Source organism: Georgfuchsia toluolica (genome assembly GCF_907163265.1).
GTDB lineage: Bacteria > Pseudomonadota > Gammaproteobacteria > Burkholderiales > Rhodocyclaceae > Georgfuchsia > Georgfuchsia toluolica.
In genome coordinates, this window is the sequence record NZ_CAJQUM010000001.1 from 620797 (window position 1) to 644715 (window position 23919).

The following is a 23919-nucleotide window of genomic DNA, read 5'->3' on the forward strand; positions in this document are numbered from 1 at the left end:
GCCAGTCACGAGTCCTCGCGCATGTTGCTGGCAGCAAAGACCGAGATGCCGAAGGCAATGGCAATCATCAGAAAACCCTCGGCAAAAGCCGTCAGGGTCGCATCACCTGCCGGCGCCAGTTGATGGCTGCGCCATTCGACATATACGGCGATGCTCGCCACGCCGAGCATGCCGCCGAGCTGACGCAGGTATTGCAGGAACACCGTGGCCTGGCCCATGACGCTGCTTTTCAAACCGCGCAAGGCGCCAAGGTTGATCGCCGGCAACAATACGCCGAGACCGATACGGCTGACCCCGGTGGCAATGACGACAGCGTGGTAATTGATCGAGGATGCAAATATCCATAACGCGAGGAACGCCGCGCCGAACAGGATCAAGCCGAAGGCGCAGATCAGGCGTGGCGAACCGTGATCGACCCACCAGCCGCCGACCAGCATCATGATGGCCTGAACCAGTCCGGCGGGGAGCAGCGCCAGTCCGGCATCGGTGGCTGAATAGCCGAGTACGCTTTGCAGAAACAGCGGCACCAGATAGGTCGAGCCGTACATTCCTACGCCATAGGCGAATGCAACGATCGCACCCATGACGACGCGGCGGTAGCGGAAAATGCCGAGCGAAATGATGGGGTGCTCGATGCGCCGTGCATGTAACCGGAAACATCCGACGGCCAGCACGCTCAATCCCGCGCTCGACAACACCTGCCACGACAGGGGGCCGGCTTTGTGCAGCAGGGTCGCGGCGACGATGACGGCGAGCGAAGCGGTGCCCAGCAGGACAAGGCCACGCCAGTCGGGGCCGCGTTCGGTGCGCGGGGCTGTCAGCGGCAGCAGGAAATACGCGACAATCAGGACGATGATGCAGAATGGAATATTGATCCAGAAAATCGACTGCCAGCCGTGGGCATCGACGAGAAAGCCGCCCATCGCCGGTGCCACCGTCGGCGCCAGCACCACGGCAAAACCGATCACTCCCCAGGCGCGCCCTTGCAGTTCCGGCGGGAACAGACGCATCACGATGATGGGGCCCATAGGCACCATCATCCCGGCTGCGGCGCCCTGTGCCATGCGGATGGCGACCATGAAGCCGAAGGACGTACTGAACGATCCGATGGCGCTGACGACCAGCATGAAGCTCATCGAAGCCAGGAAGCAGCGGCGCATGCCGAAGCGCTCGAACATCCACACCGCCGGCAGCATGGCAATGGTCATTGCCGCCACGTAGGCGCTCATGCCGAGTTGCACCACATCGTGGCCGACGCCGAATTCGCGCATCACGGCCGGTATCGCCACCGTGAAACTGGTCGAGGTCAGTACCGAGGCGATGCCGCCGCCGGAGATGACCAGCAATACTACCCACGCATAAGATTTGCCCAGTTTTGCGCGCAATGACTCGACGCTGGGAGCATCAGGCAAGAGAGTCATCGCGAGCACCTGCAGTGCCGGTTCATCTCGATTGACGAAGGAAACGCAGGATTACAAATTTGGGGCAAGGGGACGCTCGAAATGTTGTCAGCTTTCGGATTATGCTATCGCTAGCCTCCCGCGTGCACGAGAAGTTTGCGCAAAGGCGATTGTCCATCTTTCTTGATGATCTCTATTGTCTATTTCTTCCAACAGTTGCTGCACTGAATCCGTGTCTCTCTTCTACAGTAAAATTGCGAACCTGCATGTTTACGAATTAGATCGCCTGGTTTCTAATGATGCTCAGATTGAGTGCGGTAGCAATATTGTTATTGGCAATTCTTGTTTATGCCTGGAGCAGCCAGGTTACAAGTAACCAACAAAATGGGAAAGCCTCTACTTCGGAGGCTACAAGCAGGATTTTTGCTGCGAACGACATCGTTGAAGAAGACCGGGATACCTACGCCACCACAGTACGGAATAGCACATCAGTGACAAGGCTTGATGGCAATTTTTCGCCGGATAACGAAAGTCTGCTTATCGAGCAATTAACACGCGCCGGCTATATCTACATGTCTTCGTATCGTGCCGGGAACAATCGCGGAGCGAGCATTGTGGCGATGAAGGGTAAAAGTACCATTCAACCTTTCTTAACGATTATCGTGGATAAGAAGGGCAAGGCTACGAGTACGGAATAAATCGAGCGATTTACAGCACGCCTCGCGCCGCGCCCGAAAGAATCCTTGTTTCAGGAAAGTTCGAGTACCGCTTGCAGCACCTCACTGGCATGTCCATCGGCCTTGAGCCCGCGCCATTCGCAGACAATCACTCCGTTTTTATCTATCAGGAACGTGGACCGCTCAATCCCCCTGACTTGCTTGCCGTACATGTTCTTCATTTTGATCACGCCAAACTGGGTGCATAGCGCTTCGTCGGTATCCGACAGCAGATCGAAAGGCAGACCCATTTTGGCCTTGAAGTTTTCATGCGACTTGATACTGTCGCGCGAAACGCCGAGTATCACCGCGCCGGCCTTGACGAATTCCGCGTGCAGGTCGCGGAACTGCTGGGCTTCGGTGGTGCAGCCTGGTGTGCTGTCCTTGGGGTAGAAGTACAGCACGATTTTCCTGCCTTTGAGGCTGGCGAGCGAGATCGATTGGCCGCCCGGGGCGGTGCTGGTGGCTAATGCGGTGAAGTTGGCAACCCTTTTGTCAGACATGATTTTTCCTTTGCGCAAAAATGAAGCAACGCGCCCGGCAGGCCGTCATCAACTGCTGCTGAGGTCGGCAAGCAGGATTTCCTGTGCGCAGTTGCGTGGGCGCCGTTTCGCCTGGAGACGGTAGCCGCCGTCGCTGTCCATTTCCCAGGAATTGCTGTTGTCGGCGAGATAGGGTTGCAGGCCTTCCTTAATCACGCGGCGCTTGAGCTTGGGGTCGAGAATCGGGAACGCAACCTCGATGCGACGGAAGAAATTGCGCTCCATCCAGTCGGCGCTGGACAGGTAGATGTTTTCATTGCCATCGGCATGAAAATAGAAAATGCGGCTATGTTCGAGAAAGCGGCCGACGATAGAGCGCACCCGGATATTTTCCGACAGGCCCTTGATTCCCGGACGCAGGGCGCACATGCCGCGGATGATGAGATCAATGCTGACGCCAGCTTGCGAGGCTTCGTAGAGCGCTTCGATCACCTGGCGTTCGAGCAGGGCATTCATCTTGGCGATGATGCGCGCCGGTTTCCCCGCCTTGGCCAGGGCGGTCTCGGCATGGATGGCGGCGAGCGTGTTGGCCTGCAGCGAGAACGGCGCCTGCCACAGATGGTGCAGGGCACCGGCCTTGCCCAGACCCGTTAATTGTTTGAAGACTTCATTCACGTCTTCGCCGATGTCGGGGTTGCAGGTCATGAGGCCGAAATCGGTATAGAGGCGCGTCGTGCGCTGATGGTAGTTGCCGGTGCCGAGATGCACATAGCGGCGGAACTTGCCGTCTTCCTTGCGTAACACCATTACCATCTTGGCGTGGGTCTTGTAGCCGAACACGCCATACACTACATGTGCGCCAACTTCTTCGAGACGATTGGCGATATCGAGATTGGCCTCTTCGTCGAAGCGCGCCATGAGTTCGATAACGACCGTGACTTCTTTTCCCTTCTGCGCCGCGCGCAGCAGATGTTCCATCAATACCGAGTCGGTACCGGTGCGATAGACCGTCATCTTGATGCCGACCACGTCGGGATCGTCCGCCGCCTGCTGCAGCAGGTTGATCACCGGCGTGAAGGATTGGAAAGGGTGGTGGAGCAGAATTTCCTGCTTGCGGATGCAGGAGAAGATATCGGCGCGCTTGGTCATCACCTTGGGCATGGCTGGCACGAACTGGGGGTATTTCAGGCGCGGCAGATCGATCTGGTCGGGCACCGAGAACAGGCGTACCAGATTGACGATACCCGGTGTGCGATACAGATCCTCCCGGCCAAGCCCGAACTGCGTGAGCAGGAAGTTGGCCATGACATCCGGACAACTCTCCGCCACCTCAAGACGTACAGCATCGCCGAGATGGCGTTGCGGCAGTTCACCCTGTAATGCAATGCGCAGATTTTTGATTTCCTCGTCATCGACGAACAGGTCGGAATTGCGCGTGGCACGAAATGGGTAGCAGCCGACGACATTCATACCCGCGAACAGCTTGTTCACATGTTGGTGCATGATCGACGAGAGGAAGGCAAAACCGTGGGCTACGCCACTGAGTTCTCCAGGCAGTCGGATCACGCGCGGCAAGGAACGCGGCGCCTGTACGATGGCCGCCGCGCCGCTGCGGCCGAATGCATCCTTGCCCTCAAGCTCGATGGCGAAGTTGAGGCTTTTATTAAGCACCCGCGGAAAAGGATGTGCCGGGTCGAGCCCGATCGGCGTCAGCACCGGCATTACTTCCCTGACAAAAAAAGCGTGAATCCACTTCTGCTGTTCCGGCGTCCATTCGCCGCGATGGAAAAACACTACGCCTTCCTTGCGCAGCGCGGGCAGAATGTTGTCGTTCAGCAGTGCGTATTGTTCTGCGATCAGGGCCTGAGCCTGTAATGCTACGCGGCGCAATACTTCCTTTGGCTCGAGTCCGTCGTTGTCGGTGATGCGGCTGTCAAGCTTGATCTGTTCCTTCAGGCCAGCGACGCGAATCTCGAAAAACTCATCGAGATTGCTCGACACGATGCAGAGAAAACGCAACCGTTCCAGCAACGGCACATTTTCGTCGGCGGCCTGAGCCAATACGCGGCGATTGAAAGTGAGCAGCGAAAGTTCGCGATTGATGAAGGGGCGTTTTGTAGCGGAGGCGATAGCGCCGGGAACACTCATCAGTTTTTGCTTTTTGTCGGACAACTGCGGGAGGGTTTTCATTTTCTTTCACTCAGGTTGCAAAATGATGACAGCGAAAGGTGCGTTATCGTAAGTAATTGGCACAGCCGGCCATTTCCCGGATGCTAGAATTGTAACGTTTTCGATATATTCCGCTTGCGTGCCTGCCGCCTACATGGCCTACGATCTGATCGCCGCCGTTGACCTGGGTTCCAACAGCTTCCGGCTGCAGGTCGGTCGAATTGTCGGCAACCAGATATATCCACTTGATTCGCTCAAGGATCCGGTTCGTCTTGCCGCCGGCCTCAAGGATGACAAACAACTCGATGCCGCTTCCCAGACGCGCGGCCTTGAGGCCATTGCCCGCTATGGCGAACGCCTGCGCGGCTTTGCGCCCGGCGCGGTGCGCGCTGTAGCCACCAATACGCTGCGCGTAGCCAAAAATGCCACGCAGTTTTTGCTCCGCGCGGAAGAGGCGCTTGGTTTCCCGATTGAAGTCATCGCCGGGCGCGAGGAAGCGCGCCTGATCTACCTCGGCGTCGCGCACAGCCTGCCCAATCCCCGACGGCAAAGCCTTGTTGTTGATATCGGCGGCGGTTCCACGGAATTCATTATCGGAAGCAGCTTTCAGCCCACTCAACTGGAATCACTTTACATGGGCTGTGTCAGCTACACCTTGCGCTTCTTTCCTGAAGGCAATGTTGACAAGCGCCAGATGAAGGAAGCCGAACTTGCCGCGCGCCGCGAACTGCAATCCATCGGGCAGACTTATCGCGACACCGGCTGGGAACAGGCGGTCGGTTCCTCCGGCTCAGCCAAGGCCATCTGTGACCTGCTTGAGTTGAACGGATTTTCCGAAAGCGGCATTACGTGTGAGGGACTCGATCATTTGCGCAGCCTGCTGCTTGTCGCGGGCAATGCGGGGAACTTGACGCTGGAGGGGATGCGCCCGGACCGAATTCCGGTGCTGGCCGGCGGCATCGCCATCATGTCCGCCGTGTTTCGCGAGTTCGAGCTCGAACACATGGCGTTCTCCGATGGCGCACTGCGTCTCGGCGTACTCTACGACCTGCTCGGGCGCTATCACCATGAAGACCTGCGCGAGGCGACTGTCGAACAGTTCATGCAGCGCTATGGCATCGACCGGCGTCAGGCCGCGCGTGTTGCGCAAACCGCCGCAGCTTTGCTAGAGCAAATGCTGCCCGTCGACGCAACGCAGGATGATCCCGATTCGCAGGTATTGCTCTGGGCATCGTGCCTGCATGAGATTGGAATTTCCGTTGCCCACACCAGCTACCACAAGCACAGCGCCTACATTCTCGCCAATGCCGACATGCCTGGTTTTTCCAGACGCGATCAGGCGCGGCTGTCGCGTTTGGTACTCGGTCATCGCGGCAAGCTGGAGCGTTTGCAAGACGTGATGCAGGAGACCGAAGAGTGGTTGCTGGTTTTCTGCCTGCGCATTGCGGCGCTATTACACCGCTCTCGCAATGATGATCAGCAGCCCGTCGTCGAAGCCAGCAGGAGCGGTCGCGGTTTTCAGTTGGTGTTTGACGCTGGCTGGCTTGACGAGTCACCGCTCACGGCGGCCGCTTTGACAGAAGAGCAGCAACAGTGGGAAGCCTTGGGCATCTCGCTGCGAATCAAGGAACGCGCCGCAGCCAGTGCTGCAAAAACACGATCCAATTAAACGGCCGATGGTAAAATTCGCGCCTCATCGATCGATCGGCCGTATGTAGCCATGCGGCGATGATCGGGCGCTTAGCTCAGTTGGTAGAGCGCCTCCTTTACACGGAGGATGTCGGCGGTTCGAGCCCGTCAGTGCCCACCAAAATCCATTGAAAAGCCGCTTCTGTAGTGGCTTTTCAATTTTTCAGGCCTGGCTAAGCAATCACGCGGCATGGCCGTCTGGTATTTTCCCGTCAAGTACCACAGCAGGGGAGCGTCCCATCTCAGAAAATACCTTGCTCAATGGACAGGGTTGCCGCCATGATGTTATCGAGTGGCAATTGGTCTACCACGCGGAAGGGGACGAAATGCAGGCGGCCTACAATCGTGCTGAATTCCTGCATGAGAGAAAGAAAATGATGCAGAGAAAACGGGCCGAGCAGGAAGGGGGAGAGCCTACCCGGCCCTAGCCAAGTTCACCGTTGGGGTATTGAATGAACTAAGCATGTGCGCATCCTACCGCTGGCGAACAAGTAATAGTTGACTAAATTGTTTGGTTTTGTAACAGAACCTGAGGGTATCAGAAAAAAAGTCGGTTAGATAATCACAACGATTAAGTTGCGCTTGGTCCGAAGCTGAACCCTGAGTGGCACTTGTTGCCGATCGGCGAAGCCAAGATATTTAAAATAATTGAGCTATTTGTGATCTACATCACAGCATTCTAAATGCAAAATCATTAAAATGCATTTTTGAATATGCGCCTTCGGCGACTGATGTTGGGTGCATCACTGCCTCCTCCTCGTCCCGCAACGGGACGAACTCCACGCAACCTTAACAGGTTGCGTTTTTTTTGCTGATCGACAGCAATGTGTAGATTATTTCTACAATTTGCACCGCAACATCGTAAGCGTAATAACCTAGCTTATGCCGTGTAACCGTGTCTGTTGCACTAAGATCAGAGCCCCTCAGCGCCTTTTGCATGCAGCAACGATAATGCGCCAAGCAGACCCTGCAGGGTAGTGAACAGTCCGTAAAGTATCGCGCAGGCGACTGCCGTTTCTTGCGTCGCGCCGAAGGCTCCGAGCATCAGCGCCGAAGCAGCTTCGCGCGTGCCCCAACCGCCGATGCCAACCGGCATTGCGGCGAATACAAAAATCGGTCCGGCGGCGATGACGAACTGCCACCACACCAGATCAAGTCCTAATCCATATCCGCCGAAGGCGAAGGCGGCAATTGAAAACAGCTGCACGCCGCCCGACCAGAGTATCTGCACGAAATATTGCTGCAAGGGATTGGGCCGTGCGTGCAAGGCATCAAGTAACGCGATGGCGCGGCCGGGCAGAAGCCCCTTGAGCGCCATTGACAGCGACCAGATCAGCAAGGGGGCGATAATCGTCAGCACGGTCAAGGCGGCGGCAAATATGGGTGGCGTGCTCAGTACCGCTGCTGACAGCAGCCCGAGCGCCTGTGCGACAGCCGTCATTGACAACGACAGCGCGACCAGCACCCAGAGGCCGGAGAGCCGGTCGAGCAGCACGCTCGCTGCTGTTCGTGCAATCGGGTGACCGAGATTTTGCAGATGCAGCGCGCGCAGGGTATCGCCGCCCAACGTGGCCCCCGGCAGCACCGTGTTGGCCATGACACCGCGCCAGTAGGCGAGGATCATTTCGCGCCGCGGCGCATGCACACCCAGCCATGCGGCGAGCGCATGCCAGCGCAGGGCAGAGAGCAGGCTGGCGCACAGGGATGCCGCGAAGCCGGCGGCCAGCCATCCGGAGTCGGCCTGCGTAAAACTTGCCAGCACCCGCGCCGGGCCGATGAACCACAGCACGAGTGCAAACAGCACTATGCTGGCGACAAGTCTGAACAGGGAGCGGACGTTCACGCGGAAGGCATGGTTGGGGCAAAAGCGAGTGCCGCCGATTCTACCTGCTGCGCCAACAGGGGCGACGGGCATGTGCCCGGCAGGCACGCTGCGGTACAATTGTAGAATCTTTTGGCGCTCCCGAACCGGGTGCATCTGTACCCGTCAGACGCCAACAACGAGGACCCGATCGCGTGAATCTGTGTGGCTTTGAAGTCGGTCTTGATCGCCCGTTTTTTCTCATCGCCGGGCCCTGCGTCATCGAGTCGCGCCAGCTCGCGCTCGACACCGCCGGCCAACTCAAGGAAATCTGCGCCAGCCTCGGCATACCATTCATCTACAAGTCGTCCTACGATAAGGCCAACCGCAGTTCATCATCTTCTTTCCGTGGATTCGGCATGGAGCAGGGGCTCGCCATTCTCGCCGAGGTGAAAAAACAGATCGGCGTCCCGGTGCTGACCGACGTTCATACCGCGCAGGAAGTGAGCACGGTTGCCGCCGTGGTTGATGTGCTGCAGACTCCGGCCTTTCTCTGCCGCCAGACCGATTTCATCCAGGCCTGCGCGGCCTCGGGCAAACCGGTCAACATCAAGAAGGGCCAGTTTCTCGCTCCGGGCGACATGAAGCACGTCGTTGCCAAGGCGCACGAAGCCAATGGCGGCGCGGATACCATCATGGTCTGCGAACGCGGCGCGTCGTTCGGCTACAACAATCTCGTCTCCGACATGCGTTCGCTCGCCATCATGCGCGAGACGAATTGCCCGGTCGTGTTCGACGCCACGCACTCGGTGCAGTTGCCGGGCGGGCAGGGTGCAACCTCGGGCGGTCAGCGCGAATTCGTGCCCGTGCTGGCGCGTGCGGCGGTTGCCGTCGGCATCGCCGGCCTGTTCATGGAAACCCATCCCGATCCGGCCAGGGCGCTGTCGGACGGTCCCAATGCCTGGCCGCTCGGTCAGCTTGGCGCGCTGCTCAAAACGCTCAAGAACATCGACGCACTGGTGAAACAGCATGGCGTCATATAATTCCACCCCCCAATTCCTATCCATCCATATTTCCTCGTAAAGGTTCAATCATGAGTGCAATTGTCGATGTCATCGCCCGCGAAATACTTGACTCTCGCGGCAACCCCACCGTCGAAGCTGACGTCCTGCTCGAATCCGGTGTCATGGGCCGTGCCGCCGTGCCTTCAGGCGCCTCTACCGGTTCGCGCGAAGCGATCGAACTGCGCGACGGCGATGCCAAGCGCTACCTCGGCAAGGGTGTGCTGCGTGCCGTCGAAAATGTCAATACCGAAATTTCCGAGACCATCATCGGCCTCGATGCCGAAGAGCAGGCCTTCATCGATCGCGCCCTGATCGAACTCGACGACACCGAGAACAAATCGCGCCTCGGCGCCAATGCCACGCTGGCCGTATCGATGGCCGTCGCCAAGGCCGCCGCCGAGGAATCCGGTCTGCCGCTGTATCGCTACTTCGGTGGCTCCGGCCCGATGCAGATGCCGGTGCCGATGATGAACGTCATCAACGGCGGCGCCCATGCCAATAACAATCTCGACATTCAGGAATTCATGATTCTGCCGGTCGGCGCGCAAAGCTTCCGTGAAGCGCTGCGTTGCGGCGCCGAGGTATTTCATCACCTCAAGAAACTGGTGGACAAGAAGGGCTACCCTACCACCGTCGGCGACGAAGGCGGTTTTGCGCCCAATGTCGCCGGCAACGATGAAGCCATCGAGTTGATCCTCCGAGCCGTCGAAGCCGCTGGCTATACGCCGGGCCAGGATGTGCTGCTCGCGCTCGACTGCGCCGCCTCGGAGTTTTACAAGGACGGCAAGTATGTACTGGCCTCGGAGAAGCTCGAATTGAGTCCGCAGGGCTTCACCGACTACCTGGCGACGCTGTCTGGCAAATACCCTATCGTCAGTATTGAAGACGGCATGGCAGAAGGTGACTGGCCGGGCTGGAAGCTGCTCACCGACAAGCTCGGCAAGAAAGTGCAGATCGTTGGCGACGACGTCTTCGTTACCAACCCCAAAATTCTCAAGCGCGGCATCGATGAAGGTGTCGCAAACTCGATCCTGATCAAGGTGAACCAGATTGGCACGCTGACTGAAACCTTTGCCACAGTCGAGATGGCGAAGCGTGCCGGCTATACCAACGTAATCTCGCACCGTTCCGGTGAAACCGAGGATTCGACCATCGCCGACATCGCCGTCGGCCTCAACGCCGGCCAGATCAAGACCGGTTCGATCAGCCGCTCCGACCGTATTGCCAAGTACAACCAGTTGTTGCGCATTGAAGAAGACCTTGGCGATTCCGTCACCTACCCAGGTCGTGAAACGTTTTACAACCTCCGGAAGTGATTTGGCACTTTTCCCCTTCTCCCCTCTAGCCCCTCTCCCGCCAAGGGAGCGGAGAACGTTGTGGGCCGCTGACACGGCCGTTATGTAAATGCGCTGGTCCACGCTGGTGCTGGCTATCCTGATTCTGCTGCTGCAATACCCATTGTGGTTCGGCAAGGGGGGCTGGTACCGGGTGTGGGACATGGACCGCCAGGTCGCCGCGCAACGCGATGTTAACCAGAAGCTGGAACAGCGCAATGCCGCGCTCGATGCCGAAGTGCGCGACCTGAAGTCGGGGTATGACGCTATTGAGGAGCGCGCGCGGTATGAGCTTGGGTTAGTGAAGGAAGGGGAAGTGTTCGTTCAGGTGCCGCAGAAACAGCCTTGAGAAAGCCGGGACTCACCCTGGTAAGCGTAGACAAGCCACTGGCCCGCTTGCGTGGGAATGACCAACGGAAATCCCCGTGGGATGACAAACCCATGCATCAACTCTCGCTGTGCCTTAGCGAGAGATCAATGGCGCGAACATCCTTGGTCAGTGCGCCGATGGAAATACGGTCGACGCCGGTTTCGGCGATGGCACGTACGGTATCGAGGTTGACGCCGCCCGAGGCTTCGAGCTTGGCATGGTCTTTACTGCGGCGCACGGCTTCGCGCATTTGCGCCAGATCCATGTTGTCGAGCAGGATCATCGTGGCGCCGGCGTCGAGGGCTTCGTCGAGTTGATCAAGGCTTTCGACTTCGATCTGGATGAAGACATCACGGCGGTTCAGGTTGCGGGCGCGCTGGAGCGCTTCGGTCACGCCGCCGGCGGCGATGATGTGATTTTCCTTGATCAGGATGCCATCATAAAGGCCGAGGCGGTGGTTGTGGCCGCCGCCGCAGCGCACGGCGTATTTCTGCGCCAGGCGCAGGCCGGGCAGGGTTTTGCGCGTATCGACGATATGTGCGTGGGTGCCGGCCACCACCTGGACATAACGTTGTGTCATGGTTGCGGTGGCGGAAAGCGTTTGCAGGAAATTCAGCGCCGGGCGCTCGGCGCTAAGCAGGGCACGTGTGTTCGCTTCTATTTCGCATAACGCCTGTCCGGCAACAACGGATTCGCCGTCCTTGCTGCTCCAGCGGATGATGGTATCCGGGTCGAGATGACGAAAACAGGATTCGAACCAGGGACGGCCGGCAAGCACGGCGTTTTCGCGGCAGACGACGGTGCCTCGAGAACGGTTGCCAGCTGGCGTGAGCAGGGCGGTAAGATCGCCAGTACCGATGTCTTCCTGCAGGGCCAGAGTCACGTTGCGTTCAATTTCAGTGGCAAGGCGTACCGCGAGTTCCTGTATGATTTTCATGCTGATGTTTTGGACAGTAGTTTGAAAATTCTAACACTCGCGGGCGGAATCCACGATGAGCACGCTGTCTACGCCATAGGCGGGTTGCTGGCGCTGAGCCTGTTCTTTATGCTGGCCTGTCTATGGCAAGGACAGGCTGACCGCGCCACGCGCAGATCAGTCTACCGACTGTTGGCTGAATACGGGAGAGGATCGGCTGAGCACCTGTCACTGCGAATGCGACTGCGGCAGCATCGCCCTGTACATGCTCTATCCCTGCCTGGAATCAGGCAATCGTGCGATCCCGGATTGATGCGCCTTTACAGGGCTGTTTCTTTTTGAGGTGCATGATGGCAACCGCAACGGCACTTGACGCCGCAGCATAGGGTGTACCGACATCAAGCATGGCCGAGGCTTCCTTGTATTTTTTCAAGTTGATCGCTATGGCGACTTTGCCTGCTTCCACATGGAAAGTGGCATGCTTGCCTACGCACTCAGAGTGGCTGCCGAGTTTTCCGTATTTTGCTTTGGCTTCACCATGAAGCCATTTACCTAATTCGCAACAATTGTCTTTCGAGATGGTTGCGACATCCATGGTTTCCTGTTTGGTGATTGCCGCGCGGAATTTCATTTTCCATTCTGCATGCTTTGTGACAGCCTGATCCAGATCCATCATGGTTTCCTTTTAATGAAGTGGCAACTGAAATCTGGTCATCAGTGCATAACACAGTGACACTGGCGGGAACACTTTGCTGGTTAAAAAAGCGACAGAAACTGGCAACCGGGGAACTTTATCACTAACTAAAGTTAGTACTGGTTGACGATGATCACAAACCAAGCAAGTCGACAAGAACGGCCTGTGGCTCTTGGCAGACGCGAGTGCGATGCTTTGTGATTGAGTCGTCGGCTGAGTCGATGCGTGAAAGCGGCGGGGTATTGCTCCTCGACGCCTATGCGGAGGTTACGCAAAGACGATTGAAAACGCGCCGCGCTGGGGCGATGAGTTCGCCTGCGGCAATGCCGATTGATCCTTCGCCGTCATCAACCAGGCGGTCTGCCGCCGTGCCATGCAGCCATGTGGCGCCCAGCGCGGCGGCTTTGACTGTCCAGCCCTGAGCCAGCAGCGCCACGCAAAAACCGGTGAGTACATCGCCGCTGCCAGCCGTTGCCAGCCCGGCATTGCCCGTCGTGTTGATGAACCAGCGCCCCTCGGGGGTGGCGATGATCGAGCCGCAGCCCTTGAGTACCACGCAGGCATGGAAGCGCTGCGCCAGTTCGAGCGCGCTGGCGATGCGGTCAGCCTGGACGGTTTCGACACTGCCGCCGAGCAGACGCGCTGCTTCGGCAGGATGCGGCGTGAGCAGGGTAGCTGCGCTGCGCCGGGCGATTTGCCGGGCAAGTACCGGATGCGCGGCGAGCAGATTGAGCGCATCCGCATCGATCACCAGGGGCAGCACCGTTTCAATCGAGCGACGCAGCAGGTTTGCGGCTTCATCGGATTGTGCGAGGCCGGGGCCGATGCCGATCGCCGTGGCAAGCGTCATCGCTTCAGCCGGACTTTTCAGCATCAGTTCCGGTTGACCGTGATCGACTGCGATGCGCTCCAGCATGCCGATGAAAACACGGCCGGCGCCGAGCATGAGCGCGGCGCGGCCGGCCAGCAGTGCGGCACCAGCCATGGTCGGCGCGCCGCCGATAATGGCGGCAGAGCCATAAGTGCCTTTGTGAGTGTTGCGCTGACGGGGCAACAGCGATGCGGCAAACAGCGCGGGGTTATTGATAAAGCCGGCAGTTTGTTGTGCGTTTACCTCGTCAGCCAGTCCGATGTCGGCAACCGTGACCTCACCGCAATGGTCCGGTCCATCCAGCGTGAGCAAACCGGGTTTGTGAGAGATGAAGGTAATGGTGTGCGTGGCGCGCACTGCCACCGGATTGAGCGTGCCCGTATCGGCATTGAGACCTGAGGGGCAGTCGATCGCCAGCACCGGGCCGCGATAGGCATTGATGCGGGCGATCAGCGAGAGCCAGGGTTCAGTCAGCGACCGCGCGAGACCGATGCCAAACAGGCCGTCGACAACCAGGCCATAGCTGCGAGCAGGAATATCGCTGCGACAGTTGCCGGCGGTCGACCAGCGTTCCCAAGCCATGCGTGCATCAATCGGCAACTTGTCGGCATGCCCGAGAAAAACGACCACCGGATCAAGACCGCACGCCTTGAGAACGCGGGCAGCGACCAACGCGTCGCCACCGTTGTTGCCCGGCCCCGCGAGTATCAACGGCGGACCGGAAAGACCCGCCTGCAACTTGAGCGCGAGTTTGGCAGCGGCATTGCCGGCGCGTTCCATCAAAGGCGGTTGATCTATGGCATGCGTTTTTTCAATTTCACGCAAAGTCTCCGACCGCAACAGTGTTTGAGTAGCCATGCAGAAACGTTACCATAGGACACGATTCAATAGTATGGTTGGGAACATGGATCTGACGGACCTGATTCGCGGCTTGCAGCCGGAGATCGCGGGCATACGGCGCGATATTCACACGCATCCGGAACTGGCCTTCGAGGAACGGCGCACCTCGGATATCGTCGCGCGTTATCTCGAAGGACTGGGACTCGACGTGCATCGCGGTCTTGCCAAAACCGGTGTCGTCGCGCGGCTGCAGGCGGGCACTAGCGGGCGTGCCATCGGCCTGCGTGCCGACATGGATGCGCTGCCGCTCGATGAGCTCAATTCCTTTGCGCATCGTTCGGTCAACACCATGCGCATGCATGCCTGCGGTCATGACGGCCACACCGCGATGCTGCTCGGCGCGGCAGCAGCACTCAGCAAGACGCGCAACTTCGACGGCACCGTGTATTTCATTTTTCAGCCGGCCGAGGAGCACGAAGGCGGTGGGCGTGTAATGGTGGAGGAGGGCCTGTTCCGCCGCTTTCCGATGGAAATGGTGTTCGGCCTGCACAACTGGCCGGGCATGCCGGCGGGCCATTTCGGTGTCACCGAAGGGCCGGTGATGGCTGGGACCGATCGCTTCGATATCAAGATCACCGGCCGCGGCGGTCACGCCGCCATGCCGCATCAGGCAGTCGACGTCATCGTCGCTGGCAGCGCCCTGGTGCAGGGTTTGCAAACGCTGGTATCGCGCAATACCGATCCGCTCGCCGCCGCCGTCGTCAGCGTGACGCGGTTTGAAGCCGGGTTCGCCGACAATATCCTGCCCGAGAACGCAGTGCTGGGCGGCACCGCGCGCAGCCTGACACCGGAACTGCGCGATGCGCTCGAAGCAGGCGTGCGCCGCATTTGCGCCGGCATCGAGACAACTTACGGTGTCGGCATTGAACTGCATTACGAACCCGGTTATCCGCCCACCATCAATGCCGCGGCACCAAGCGCGATTTGCCGCGAAGTTGCGCGCGAAGTGGCGGGCAATGAAGCTGTGAAAACCAACCTGCCGCCCAGCATGGGTGCGGAAGACTTCGCTTACCTGTGCCGGGAGGTGCCGGGCTGTTATGTCTGGTTCGGCAACGGACCGGGTGCGAGTGGCTGCATGTTGCATAGCCCGCATTACGACTTCAACGACGACATTATTGCAACAGGCATCCACTATTGGGTGCGACTGACAGAGCGGGCATTGGAGACAAAATAAAGTGAGGGAGCGCTACAAAGTGATTGTGTGGCATTAGGCCCGGAGCAAGTGTCTCCGCAAAGTCAACGACAAATACCTGTCTTAGACTTAAATTAGATATGTATGGGTCGGCCATATACTCCACGAGCCGCTTCCATGATGGATTCGGATAATGTCGGATGGGCATGAATCATTTTGGCAACGTCCTCAGCCAATAGCTCGCTGCTTTTTGCCAATAAGAGCTCATGAATCAATTCCGTTGCACAATGACCCACAATATGGGCTCCAAGCAGTTCTCCTGTGACGGGATCAGTGAGCACTTTTACCAGGCCTTCGGTTTTCTCGATTGCTACGCTTTTCCCGGCTCCCCTGTAGGGGAAAGTGGATTTATTAAAAGCGATACCGTCCTTCATCGCACGGTCTTCGCGGAGGCCGAAGCCGGCAATCTGTGGTTCGCAATAGACTGCTGATGGTATGAGCGCGGAGTCGATCTGCTTATCCAGTGATGCGTGTCCAGCTATGTACTCGACAGCGATCTCACCTTCACGAGATGCAACATGGGCAAGTGCCGGTGTGGTCGTCACGTCGCCAATGGCGAAAATTCCAGGAACAGAGGTTTGGTAGTAATCGCCGGTTGCGATATAGCCTCGTGTATCTGTCTTGACGCCAACAGATTCAAGACCAATACCCTCCGTATTCGGCGAGCGCCCGAATGCAGCAAGAATCTTCTCCGCCTTCAGTTCCTCTTTTTTGTCGCCGATTGAGATGGATACAGCCACCCCTTCCCTGGTTCTTCGCCGAGAGGTAGCGCGTGCTTTAGTGAATATGTCGATTCCCGCCTTGCGAAATGAAGTGTCGAGAACCTGCGCAACTTCATGGTCTTCGCTTGGGAGGATATGGTCGCCCATTTCTACCAGTGTCACCTTGACGCCGAATGCATTCATTACATAGGCGAATTCGCATCCGATCGCTCCTGCACCCAAAATCACCAGTGCCTTTGGAAGGGCGGTTAAGGACAAGATGCCAGACGAGGAGAGCACCTGTTTCTCATCCAGATTGAACTCAGGAATCGACATGGGGCGCGATCCTGTGGCGATCAGAATTTTTTTCGCCGAGATGAATTGATTTGAAAGGCCGGGCCCCTTCAATTCGATTTTCCCAACATTAGCTATCGAGCCTGTAGCCTTAACTACATCGATCTTGTTTTTTCGCAGCAGTGATGACACACCGTTGGCCAGCGTTTTGGCAGCAATCCGTGATCGGGCATGAACTTCGCTGTATTGGAATCCGGAGCGGTCGATACGTACTCCGAACCGTTCCATGCTCTTAAGCGCACTGAATTCTGTTGCATGGTGTATCAGGCTTTTTGACGGAATGCAGCCCCAGTTCAGGCAGACGCCGCCAGGCGTATCCTTTTCCACTACGCAAACGGAGAGTCCAAGCTGAGCTGCTCGAATCGCTGCCACGTAGCCACCGGGGCCGGCGCCAAGAATGGCCAGGTCGTATTTGTTGTTCATTGCAACGCTCATAACAACATCAACTCGGGATTGGACAGGAGATCTCGCAGTGCTTTCACAAATCTCCCGGCTGGCTCTCCATCCAGTGCACGATGATCGAATGTCAAGCCACAAGGCAACATGGTGCGTACAACGACGTTCCCGTCGATTACTACTGGCTTTTCAATTGGCGAACCTGGCTGGAAATTGACGACCTGGGGCAGATTCAGCAAAGGCGTCGACACCATCCAGCTACCGGGAAGGAAGCCATCGGTACTGGATAGTGTGATCGTACCGTTTGTCATCTCGTCCGGGGATAAGGTGGATGACCGCGCGCGCGACACGAGGTCTTTCATTTCGCGATTGATTTGCATCAGAGCTTTGGCTTGTGTGTCGCGTATGACAGGCACCACCAAACCAGAATCGTATTCCCCACGCCCAGGAATTGCGACGGCAATTCCGACATTGACGTTTTCCCAAAGAGTAACCAAGTTGTCGGCAAGAGTTGCATTGCATATGGGAACCTGCTGACAAGCCAGCGCCAGTGCCCGGATATAGAAGGGCGTGAGGGACATGCGCCCATCCAGCTCGGCCTGGTTGGCCAGGATGACCGCTCTGGCGGCAAGCAACTTGGTAATGTCGATTTCAAAAAATAAATAAGTTTGCGCAGCGGTTGTCTTTGCAGCCAGCATTCGCTGCGCGATGGTTGCACGCATTCCAGTGACCGGCACTCTTGCCTTTTCTCGCAAGCCGCCTGATATGGCTGTCGCTTTTACAGGTAAGTCCCCTGTTTGCTTTTTCTGCTCAATGGTGGCAACGACATCTCTGCGAATGACACGACCTCCTGGGCCACTACCAGTTATCTGCGCAAGATCTATTTCGTTCTTTCGCGCAATCGCTTTTGCCAAACCCGATGCCCGAATTTTTCGTGATGCTCCAACCGTTGAGGCTCCAACTTGTGCGATGAATTGAGGAGATGCGGCAACAGGTAATTGAGGATTCGTACTGAGTCCAGAGTGGACTTGGTCGCTTGCAGGAAGCCCGTCATACGCAGTGACTGATTCTTTGGGCAGCTCGGGGATTAAGATACCCGTAGCCCCGCTTCCTGCTATCAGAGAACGATATTCATCTTCCGAGTCGGTAATCTTGGCTATTACTGTCTCGATCGCAGATGTTTCACCAGACCGTGCAATCAAGTGGGCGAATCCGGCATAGGGCGCAGGAAGTTCAACAACTACTTTCTCGGTTTCGATCGACACGAGACTTTGGTCACGCGCAACGCGAGCGCCTTCCTTCACTGCCCACTCGACGATAGTTCCCTCAGACATGCCCATGGCGAGTTGAGGAAGAATTACATCGCGTATCATTATGTTTCCCCTATCGGCAAGTTTCGCGAACCGCTGCTTCAATTCGCTCTGGGGTGGGCATGGTGTACACGTCAATGTAACCACCGGGGATTGCAAAGTTTGGATGACACACTCGCTTGACCGGCGCATCCAGAAGGTCATACCCATGCTCCATTACTTGCGCAGATACTTCTGCAGCAAATCCGCCGCGCTCGAAATCTTCATCCACGATTACCAAGCGTGTCGTCTTTTCGATAGACTTCAACAACGTTTCGCGATCGAATGGTTCGAAACTCCGGGCATCAATGACTTCGATACTGATTTCATCTTTGAGTTTTTCTGCGACCTTGAGCGCGTTATGGACCTGTAGCCCGCTTGCCAGTACGGTGATATCCGTTCCTGCACGTTTTACGTCAGCCACTCCCAAAGGAACAATATAGTCGTCGTCCGGTATGAGTCCTTTTTGCATCATCAGGTTTGTATGCCACAAAAAGAAGACCGGATTATTGTCACGAATCGCAGCTTTCATTAACCCTTTTGCATCATAGGGCGTGGATGGCATGCAAGTTTTGATGCCGGGATGATGGATCGTTGTACCATAAGGAAGGGTTGCATGTTCGTTACCTACGCGACGCCCAACCCCGCACGTACCAATCAAAACTATCGGCAGAGGGTGCTGACTGCCGTGAAGAAAGTGATATTGGCCCATCTGCAAGAAAAGTTCTGACCCGGCGTAGTAGCTGAATCCTGCGTACATGAAATCCAGTATCGGTCGTAATCCTTCCTGTGCTGCGCCCATCGCGCAACCGACCATTCCCGTTTCAGCTAATGGCGTATCGATAATTCGATCGGTGCCGAATTCGTCGCAAAGATTCTTGGTGTGGGGGAATGTGCCGGCCTGAATGCTTAATCCAAGCATGAATACACGTTCGTCACGGCGCATTTCCTCGACATAGGCTTCCCTGATGGCTTCGCATAGGGTGATCTCGCGTTCGTTGCTCATGGTTATTGAGTCCTTGTTTAGCTATGCCGCGTATACGGCTGCCTGCATTTCGGCAATGGAGGGGAGGGCTTTCTGGCTTGCCTCGCTGAAGGCTTCTATGGCGTCAGCTTCCTGCTCCGCCTCAGACATGATTCGATCAATGTCCTTTTGCTTCAGGGTTTTCTCCTTTAGAAGCTGGGCCGCAGCGAGCTTCAGCGGGTCTCGTGTTTCTTTCCACTCCTTCATCAACTTTGGGTCGCGCTGCATGGGACCTTCAAAATTAACGCCGCCAACGCTGTGCTCTTGAACACGTAATGTCTTGCACTCTACAAATGTGGGGCCGTTGCCTTGACGCGCGTAGTCGATTGCCTGTAATGCTGCCTCTGCACAGGCAAAGACGTCTTGGCCATCCACGATCGTGGAGGGGATGTCATAGCCACCCGCAAGACTCGATATGTTGGGTCCTGGAAACAAGTCCTTGACGTTGCTATGCTGGGCCATACCATTGGCTTCGCACCAGAAAATCACCGGCAACTTCCAGTTGGCTGCCATCAGCATTGCTTCATGACAGCGGCCTTCCCCATAGGATCCGTCGCCTGAACAATTCATTACCACTTGCCCGGATTTCTTGTACTTTGCCGCAAATCCGTATCCGACACTCAGAGGAAAGTTTGCGCCGATATTGCCCGAAAAACCAAATATATGGTTTTGCGGAAATGACATGTGGTAGCTGGAACGGCCCTTGCAGCATCCTGCTTCACGTCCCATGTGCTCTGCAACATAGGTTTTGACGTCAATTCCCTTGCTAAGCATGTGCCCGATGCCATGCGCACGATAGTGAGGCCACATCGGGTCATCATTGTTCAAGAAGGTTCCTGCTGCAACACCTGGGGCAAGCGCGATTCCCCCTTCGTGATAAAAGCCAACCATTTTTCCGGCGCGGATAAGGCGCATCATCATTCTATCCAGCGTCATTGCGCGGGCCAGATTTCGAAATAATGAAACCTTTTGTTCGTTTGTCAGCGACATAGGACACTCCTCCTTTACTGAATTTAGTAGATGCTAATGTCTGATTGAACAATCATGTCCGAAATGGACTGTTATGTCAACATGGACTGGCGGCCGATGCTAAGCTCGCCTGGAGCCTCCGGAGGCAGATTACCTCCGGTTGCCTTTAGCTCCGGGAGAATTTGTCGGCCCAGAATCCGGTCTTTGAGTACATAAAGAATGTGTATGAAAAGTAATGCGTCGAGTGCATCTGCCAGGCGGGCTAGAATGTAATAATCATATATACAGGATGCGTGACTGGCCTTTTCTCACCATGTTATCGCTATGTATTTTGATTCCAGATATTCGAGCAAGCCATCATGCGCCCCTTCGCGGCCAACCCCACTTTGCTTCCAGCCCCCAAACGGGGCTGCGGGATCAGAGACCACGCCACGGTTAATGCCAACCATGCCGCACTCTATTTTGTCTGCAACACGTAATGCCTTCGCAATATCCTTCGTGTGGATAAACGACACCAGTCCATATTCGGTGGAATTAGCCAAGGCAATGGCCTGTTCCTCTCCTTCGAATGTGGCAATAGGTGCAACCGGACCAAAAATTTCCTTGCGCAGAATTTCCGCGTCTATGGCAACGTCGGCAAGCACTGTCGGTTCGTAAAAAAACCTCGCAGGTTCGGGGCTTTTCCCCCCGTGATGAGGGTAGCGCCGTCGCTCAAGGCATCCTTGACCAGGGCGGCAACTTTGTCGCGCGTCCCCGCATTTACCAAAGGACCCAATTGCACCCCTTCATCGAGGCCATGGCCCATTTTGACATTTGCCATCGCGGCGGCAAATCGCGCCGTAAACTCCCTGGCAACAGGTTTCTCGACATAGAACCTGTTCGCAGCCATACACGATTCCCCACCATTTCGGAGCTTTGCAATCATGGCTGCGGCAACTGCATTATCCAAATCGGCATCGGCGAAGACAATGAAAGGCGCATTGCCGCCCAACTCCATCGAACATTTGACAACATTTCCGGCGGCTTGTGCGAGAAGGACTCGTCCAATTTCAGTTGAGCCCGTAAACGAGAATTTCCTTACTCTGGAGTCCTTAAGCATGGTCCCAACAGCTATTGATGACCGTTGCGTTGGAATAACATTAACCACACTGGGTGGTGCGCCTGCTTCTTCAAAAATTGAAGCCATTACCAATGCCGTCAGCGGCGTCTCCTTGGCGGGTTTCAGAATCGTTGTGCAGCCAGCGGCGAGCGCCGGGCCAATTTTCCTCGTAGCCATGGCGGCCGGAAAGTTCCACGGGGTGACAAATACGGAGACTCCAATTGGCTGTCGCTGAACGATGATACGGTTGCCGCCATTCGGTGCCACGGAAATTTCACCAAGAACACGCACCGATTCTTCTGAAAACCACCGCAGAAATTCCGCAGCGTATAAGGTTTCACTTTCTGCTTCGGGCAACGCCTTCCCATTTTCCAGCGTGATCAAACGCGCGATTTCATCCTTTCGGGTGACCATTATGTCGTAGGCACGACGTAGCACTTCGCTACGCTCGCGCGGAGACGTGGCTGCCCAGCGGGGAGATGCCGCATGCGCCGCGTCAACCGCTGCAATGGTGTCCTCTACCGTGGCATTTGCAACGCCGGCAATTTTTTCTTCAGTAGCCGGATCAATAACGTCAAAGCTTGAGTCATCCGAAGCCGTACGCCAGGCTCCGTGTCGTTCTGTTGATGAGGAGGCCAAGCGTTCGCTAGCATTGGCAACGGCAATTGGTTTGTCCATTCTCCATTCATGCAGATGAGTATTTATGGACTTGAACCCAGCCGCTTGCGAATGATTGCGCCTGACCATTGCTTAAAAAAGACAAAACAACCAACATGTACTAAAATGTCAATACTACATCGCGGAAGCTATGCTGACGTAGGGCAATGGCGACCTGTCGGGCGACAAAGGTTTCTGGCAAATAGGACGAAGCTGCCAGTCTTGCGGGTAGTGTCGGGCGGAAATTAACCACATGAAGTGGACGCGCGACGCTTCCCCTGGCCGAATTGCTTTTGGTGAAAGCTGCATGCATCATTATCATAGTGACCACATGTGTTCATTATGTACTATAATACATAATATTGATTTGACAAGCAGAGGCCTGAATGGTGTTAAAAGCTAAAGCGAATAGACCTAAAGCATCGCCGCCCCTCATCAATCATCGAACCATTGTTGGGCGAAATAGGCGAAATAAAACGGAGGCCCGAATAATTGAAGCTGCGCTTCATGTGTTTGCGAAGAGGGGGCCTGATGCTCCTGTCATCGATGATTTCATCAAGGCGGCTGGAATTGCAAGAGGCACTTTCTATAATTATTTCAGCAATACCGACGAACTATTATTTGCCACGTCAACCTGGTTAACCGACGACTTGGCTCGGTCGATTGAAAACGAAGTCAAGCTCATCAAGGATCCTGTGGTTCGACACGGGGTTGGTATTCGATTATGGATGCGAAAGGCCACGCTGGATTCGGCATGGTGTGGCTTTGTGGCGACGGTATGGTTTCAGGGGGGCTTCGTTTCAAAAGCCCCGCTTCGGGATATACGGCTTGGCATCAAGGCGGGGGTAATGTCCTGTCCATCAGCAGAATGTGGATGGGACATGACATTGGGCACGATGCGCCAGGCCATGATCAGGCTTCTCAAGGAGCCCAAGCTGACCAAGAACGGTTACCCTGATCAGATTATCGATATCATTCTGCAGGGTTTGGGTGTGTCCGCTCAGTTACGGGAACAGATCCTTGCGTACCAATTGCCGGAAATCCACATTTCGCCAAAGACTATTATTTGAAATATTGATGGCACGGATTGACGAAACCGGACTGTGTTGATGATTATGTTGGATGAATCTACGGTTTTTCGCCGGTCAAATAGGGCAGAAGTAAACGCGTGAGGTTTTTTTCTATTTTCCCTTCACGCAGCTCGTCCGGCCTGTCGTGAAGTGCCCCATGAACCACTGCCTTGATGGTCACGCTAATAATGTACGCAGCAAGATCGGGATCTTCAACGGTTAGTATTGGCCGGTAGCTGTCAAGCAGACGCCGGATCAGTTCAGGCGTACTGGCCTTGATCATGGAGTCAGGAGTTTCAGTAGCGACAACCTGGTGCAATCGATCCGATGCAACATGGCTCTCCACAATGTTTTGTATCAAGTGGGCTATCGCTTCGGAAAGAGAACATTTTTCCGCTTCGCCGACAATGGCGGTTCCGTTTGACTTTATCTCGTCGATATGGCGCGCATGAAGAGCGGCTAGAAGCGACTGCTTGTTGGGGAAATACTGATACAGCGATCCGATACTGACACCAGCGCGTTCAGCAACCCGGTTGGTCGTGAAAGCTTCGTAACCTTTCGTCGCCAGAATGTGAGCAGCAGCTTCAAGAATCACTTCTACCGTTACACGTGAACGTGACTGCGTCGGCATCTTGCGAGGGATAGCGGGCGGTTTGCTCATGGTCTGATTGTCGTCCAGGGACGCGAGTAGTGCAACTTTGC

At 56.1% G+C, this 23919-nt stretch carries 22 protein-coding genes and 1 tRNA gene; 9 read left to right on the forward strand and 14 right to left on the reverse strand.

Annotated elements, in window-relative coordinates; genetic code table 11:
• Positions 1-5: 5 nt before the first annotated feature.
• On the reverse strand, positions 6-1421 hold the full coding sequence (locus K5E80_RS02950; RefSeq protein WP_220634756.1) for an MFS transporter: 1416 nt from the start codon (positions 1419-1421) through the stop codon (positions 6-8).
• A 275-nt stretch (positions 1422-1696) separates the two neighbouring features.
• Here K5E80_RS02950 and K5E80_RS02955 point away from each other — a divergent pair, with 275 nt between their 5' ends.
• Entirely contained in the window at positions 1697-2098 is a 402-nt protein-coding gene (locus tag K5E80_RS02955; RefSeq protein ID WP_220634757.1) for a hypothetical protein, read from the forward strand.
• 50 nt (positions 2099-2148) lie between these two features.
• Here the strand turns inward: K5E80_RS02955 and K5E80_RS02960 are convergent, their stop codons facing one another.
• Positions 2149-2619 carry a peroxiredoxin gene (locus K5E80_RS02960; protein WP_220634758.1) on the reverse strand — a complete coding sequence of 157 codons (471 nt, stop codon included), beginning with the start codon at positions 2617-2619 and terminating at the stop codon, positions 2149-2151.
• A 48-nt stretch (positions 2620-2667) separates the two neighbouring features.
• Positions 2668-4746, reverse strand: a complete 2079-nt coding sequence (ppk1, locus tag K5E80_RS02965; RefSeq protein WP_220637207.1) for a polyphosphate kinase 1 — start codon at positions 4744-4746, stop codon at positions 2668-2670.
• A 175-nt stretch (positions 4747-4921) separates the two neighbouring features.
• On the opposite strand from ppk1, the gene ppx reads away from it, so the two are divergent.
• The 3 genes from ppx (at position 4922) to K5E80_RS02980 (ending at position 6884) form a co-directional block, all read left to right on the forward strand.
• On the forward strand, positions 4922-6436 hold the full coding sequence (ppx, locus tag K5E80_RS02970) for an exopolyphosphatase (protein ID WP_220634759.1): 1515 nt from the start codon (positions 4922-4924) through the stop codon (positions 6434-6436).
• A 65-nt stretch (positions 6437-6501) separates the two neighbouring features.
• Positions 6502-6577: transfer RNA gene (locus K5E80_RS02975), tRNA-Val, on the forward strand.
• A 7-nt stretch (positions 6578-6584) separates the two neighbouring features.
• The gene (locus K5E80_RS02980; RefSeq protein ID WP_220634760.1) at positions 6585-6884 is read left to right on the forward strand and encodes a hypothetical protein; all 300 of its coding nucleotides are present in this window, start codon (positions 6585-6587) and stop codon (positions 6882-6884) included.
• A 485-nt stretch (positions 6885-7369) separates the two neighbouring features.
• Here K5E80_RS02980 and K5E80_RS02985 read toward each other — a convergent pair whose 3' ends face one another.
• Positions 7370-8299 (reverse strand): lysylphosphatidylglycerol synthase transmembrane domain-containing protein, encoded by a 930-nt coding sequence (locus K5E80_RS02985; RefSeq protein WP_220634761.1) that lies wholly within the window; start codon positions 8297-8299, stop codon positions 7370-7372.
• A 173-nt stretch (positions 8300-8472) separates the two neighbouring features.
• Here K5E80_RS02985 and kdsA point away from each other — a divergent pair, with 173 nt between their 5' ends.
• From kdsA to ftsB, 3 genes are all read left to right on the forward strand, one after another.
• Positions 8473-9300: a 3-deoxy-8-phosphooctulonate synthase gene (gene kdsA, locus K5E80_RS02990; RefSeq protein ID WP_220634762.1), complete on the forward strand. Its 828-nt coding sequence runs from the start codon at positions 8473-8475 to the stop codon at positions 9298-9300.
• A 50-nt stretch (positions 9301-9350) separates the two neighbouring features.
• Positions 9351-10637 carry a phosphopyruvate hydratase gene (gene eno, locus K5E80_RS02995; RefSeq protein WP_220634763.1) on the forward strand — a complete coding sequence of 429 codons (1287 nt, stop codon included), beginning with the start codon at positions 9351-9353 and terminating at the stop codon, positions 10635-10637.
• A gap of 88 nt (positions 10638-10725) precedes the next feature.
• Positions 10726-11004, forward strand: a complete 279-nt coding sequence (ftsB, locus tag K5E80_RS03000; protein WP_220634764.1) for a cell division protein FtsB — start codon at positions 10726-10728, stop codon at positions 11002-11004.
• Positions 11005-11101: 97 nt separating this feature from the next.
• Here the strand turns inward: ftsB and nadC are convergent, their stop codons facing one another.
• From nadC to K5E80_RS03015, 3 genes are all read right to left on the reverse strand, one after another.
• Positions 11102-11962 carry a carboxylating nicotinate-nucleotide diphosphorylase gene (nadC, locus tag K5E80_RS03005; protein ID WP_220634765.1) on the reverse strand — a complete coding sequence of 287 codons (861 nt, stop codon included), beginning with the start codon at positions 11960-11962 and terminating at the stop codon, positions 11102-11104.
• Positions 11963-12227: 265 nt separating this feature from the next.
• Positions 12228-12617: a CZB domain-containing protein gene (locus K5E80_RS03010; protein ID WP_220634766.1), complete on the reverse strand. Its 390-nt coding sequence runs from the start codon at positions 12615-12617 to the stop codon at positions 12228-12230.
• A 274-nt stretch (positions 12618-12891) separates the two neighbouring features.
• Positions 12892-14364, reverse strand: coding sequence for an NAD(P)H-hydrate dehydratase (locus K5E80_RS03015; RefSeq protein WP_220634767.1), 1473 nt, complete (start codon positions 14362-14364; stop codon positions 12892-12894).
• A 46-nt stretch (positions 14365-14410) separates the two neighbouring features.
• Here K5E80_RS03015 and K5E80_RS03020 point away from each other — a divergent pair, with 46 nt between their 5' ends.
• Entirely contained in the window at positions 14411-15580 is a 1170-nt protein-coding gene (locus K5E80_RS03020) for a M20 aminoacylase family protein (protein WP_246590842.1), read from the forward strand.
• Positions 15581-15672: 92 nt separating this feature from the next.
• Here the strand turns inward: K5E80_RS03020 and lpdA are convergent, their stop codons facing one another.
• The 6 genes from lpdA to K5E80_RS03050 all read right to left on the reverse strand — a co-directional run bounded on the left by lpdA (position 15673) and on the right by K5E80_RS03050 (position 22168).
• On the reverse strand, positions 15673-17076 hold the full coding sequence (lpdA, locus tag K5E80_RS03025; protein ID WP_220634769.1) for a dihydrolipoyl dehydrogenase: 1404 nt from the start codon (positions 17074-17076) through the stop codon (positions 15673-15675).
• 8 nt (positions 17077-17084) lie between these two features.
• Positions 17085-18422: a dihydrolipoamide acetyltransferase family protein gene (locus K5E80_RS03030; protein ID WP_220634770.1), complete on the reverse strand. Its 1338-nt coding sequence runs from the start codon at positions 18420-18422 to the stop codon at positions 17085-17087.
• Between the two features lie 10 nt (positions 18423-18432).
• On the reverse strand, positions 18433-19404 hold the full coding sequence (locus tag K5E80_RS03035; protein WP_220634771.1) for an alpha-ketoacid dehydrogenase subunit beta: 972 nt from the start codon (positions 19402-19404) through the stop codon (positions 18433-18435).
• Positions 19405-19425: 21 nt separating this feature from the next.
• On the reverse strand, positions 19426-20412 hold the full coding sequence (locus tag K5E80_RS03040) for a thiamine pyrophosphate-dependent dehydrogenase E1 component subunit alpha (RefSeq protein ID WP_220634772.1): 987 nt from the start codon (positions 20410-20412) through the stop codon (positions 19426-19428).
• A gap of 287 nt (positions 20413-20699) precedes the next feature.
• Positions 20700-21035 (reverse strand): aldehyde dehydrogenase family protein, encoded by a 336-nt coding sequence (locus K5E80_RS03045; RefSeq protein WP_220634773.1) that lies wholly within the window; start codon positions 21033-21035, stop codon positions 20700-20702.
• Positions 21014-22168 carry an aldehyde dehydrogenase family protein gene (locus K5E80_RS03050; protein WP_220634774.1) on the reverse strand — a complete coding sequence of 385 codons (1155 nt, stop codon included), beginning with the start codon at positions 22166-22168 and terminating at the stop codon, positions 21014-21016. Before K5E80_RS03050 ends, K5E80_RS03045 begins: the two co-directional genes overlap by 22 nt.
• Before the next feature lie 365 nt (positions 22169-22533).
• On the opposite strand from K5E80_RS03050, the gene K5E80_RS03055 reads away from it, so the two are divergent.
• Positions 22534-23217, forward strand: coding sequence for a TetR/AcrR family transcriptional regulator (locus tag K5E80_RS03055; RefSeq protein ID WP_220634775.1), 684 nt, complete (start codon positions 22534-22536; stop codon positions 23215-23217).
• Positions 23218-23275: 58 nt separating this feature from the next.
• Here the strand turns inward: K5E80_RS03055 and K5E80_RS03060 are convergent, their stop codons facing one another.
• Complete coding sequence (locus K5E80_RS03060; RefSeq protein WP_220634776.1) at positions 23276-23878, reverse strand: TetR/AcrR family transcriptional regulator; 603 nt, start codon at positions 23876-23878, stop codon at positions 23276-23278.
• Between the last annotated feature and the right edge of the window lie 41 nt (positions 23879-23919).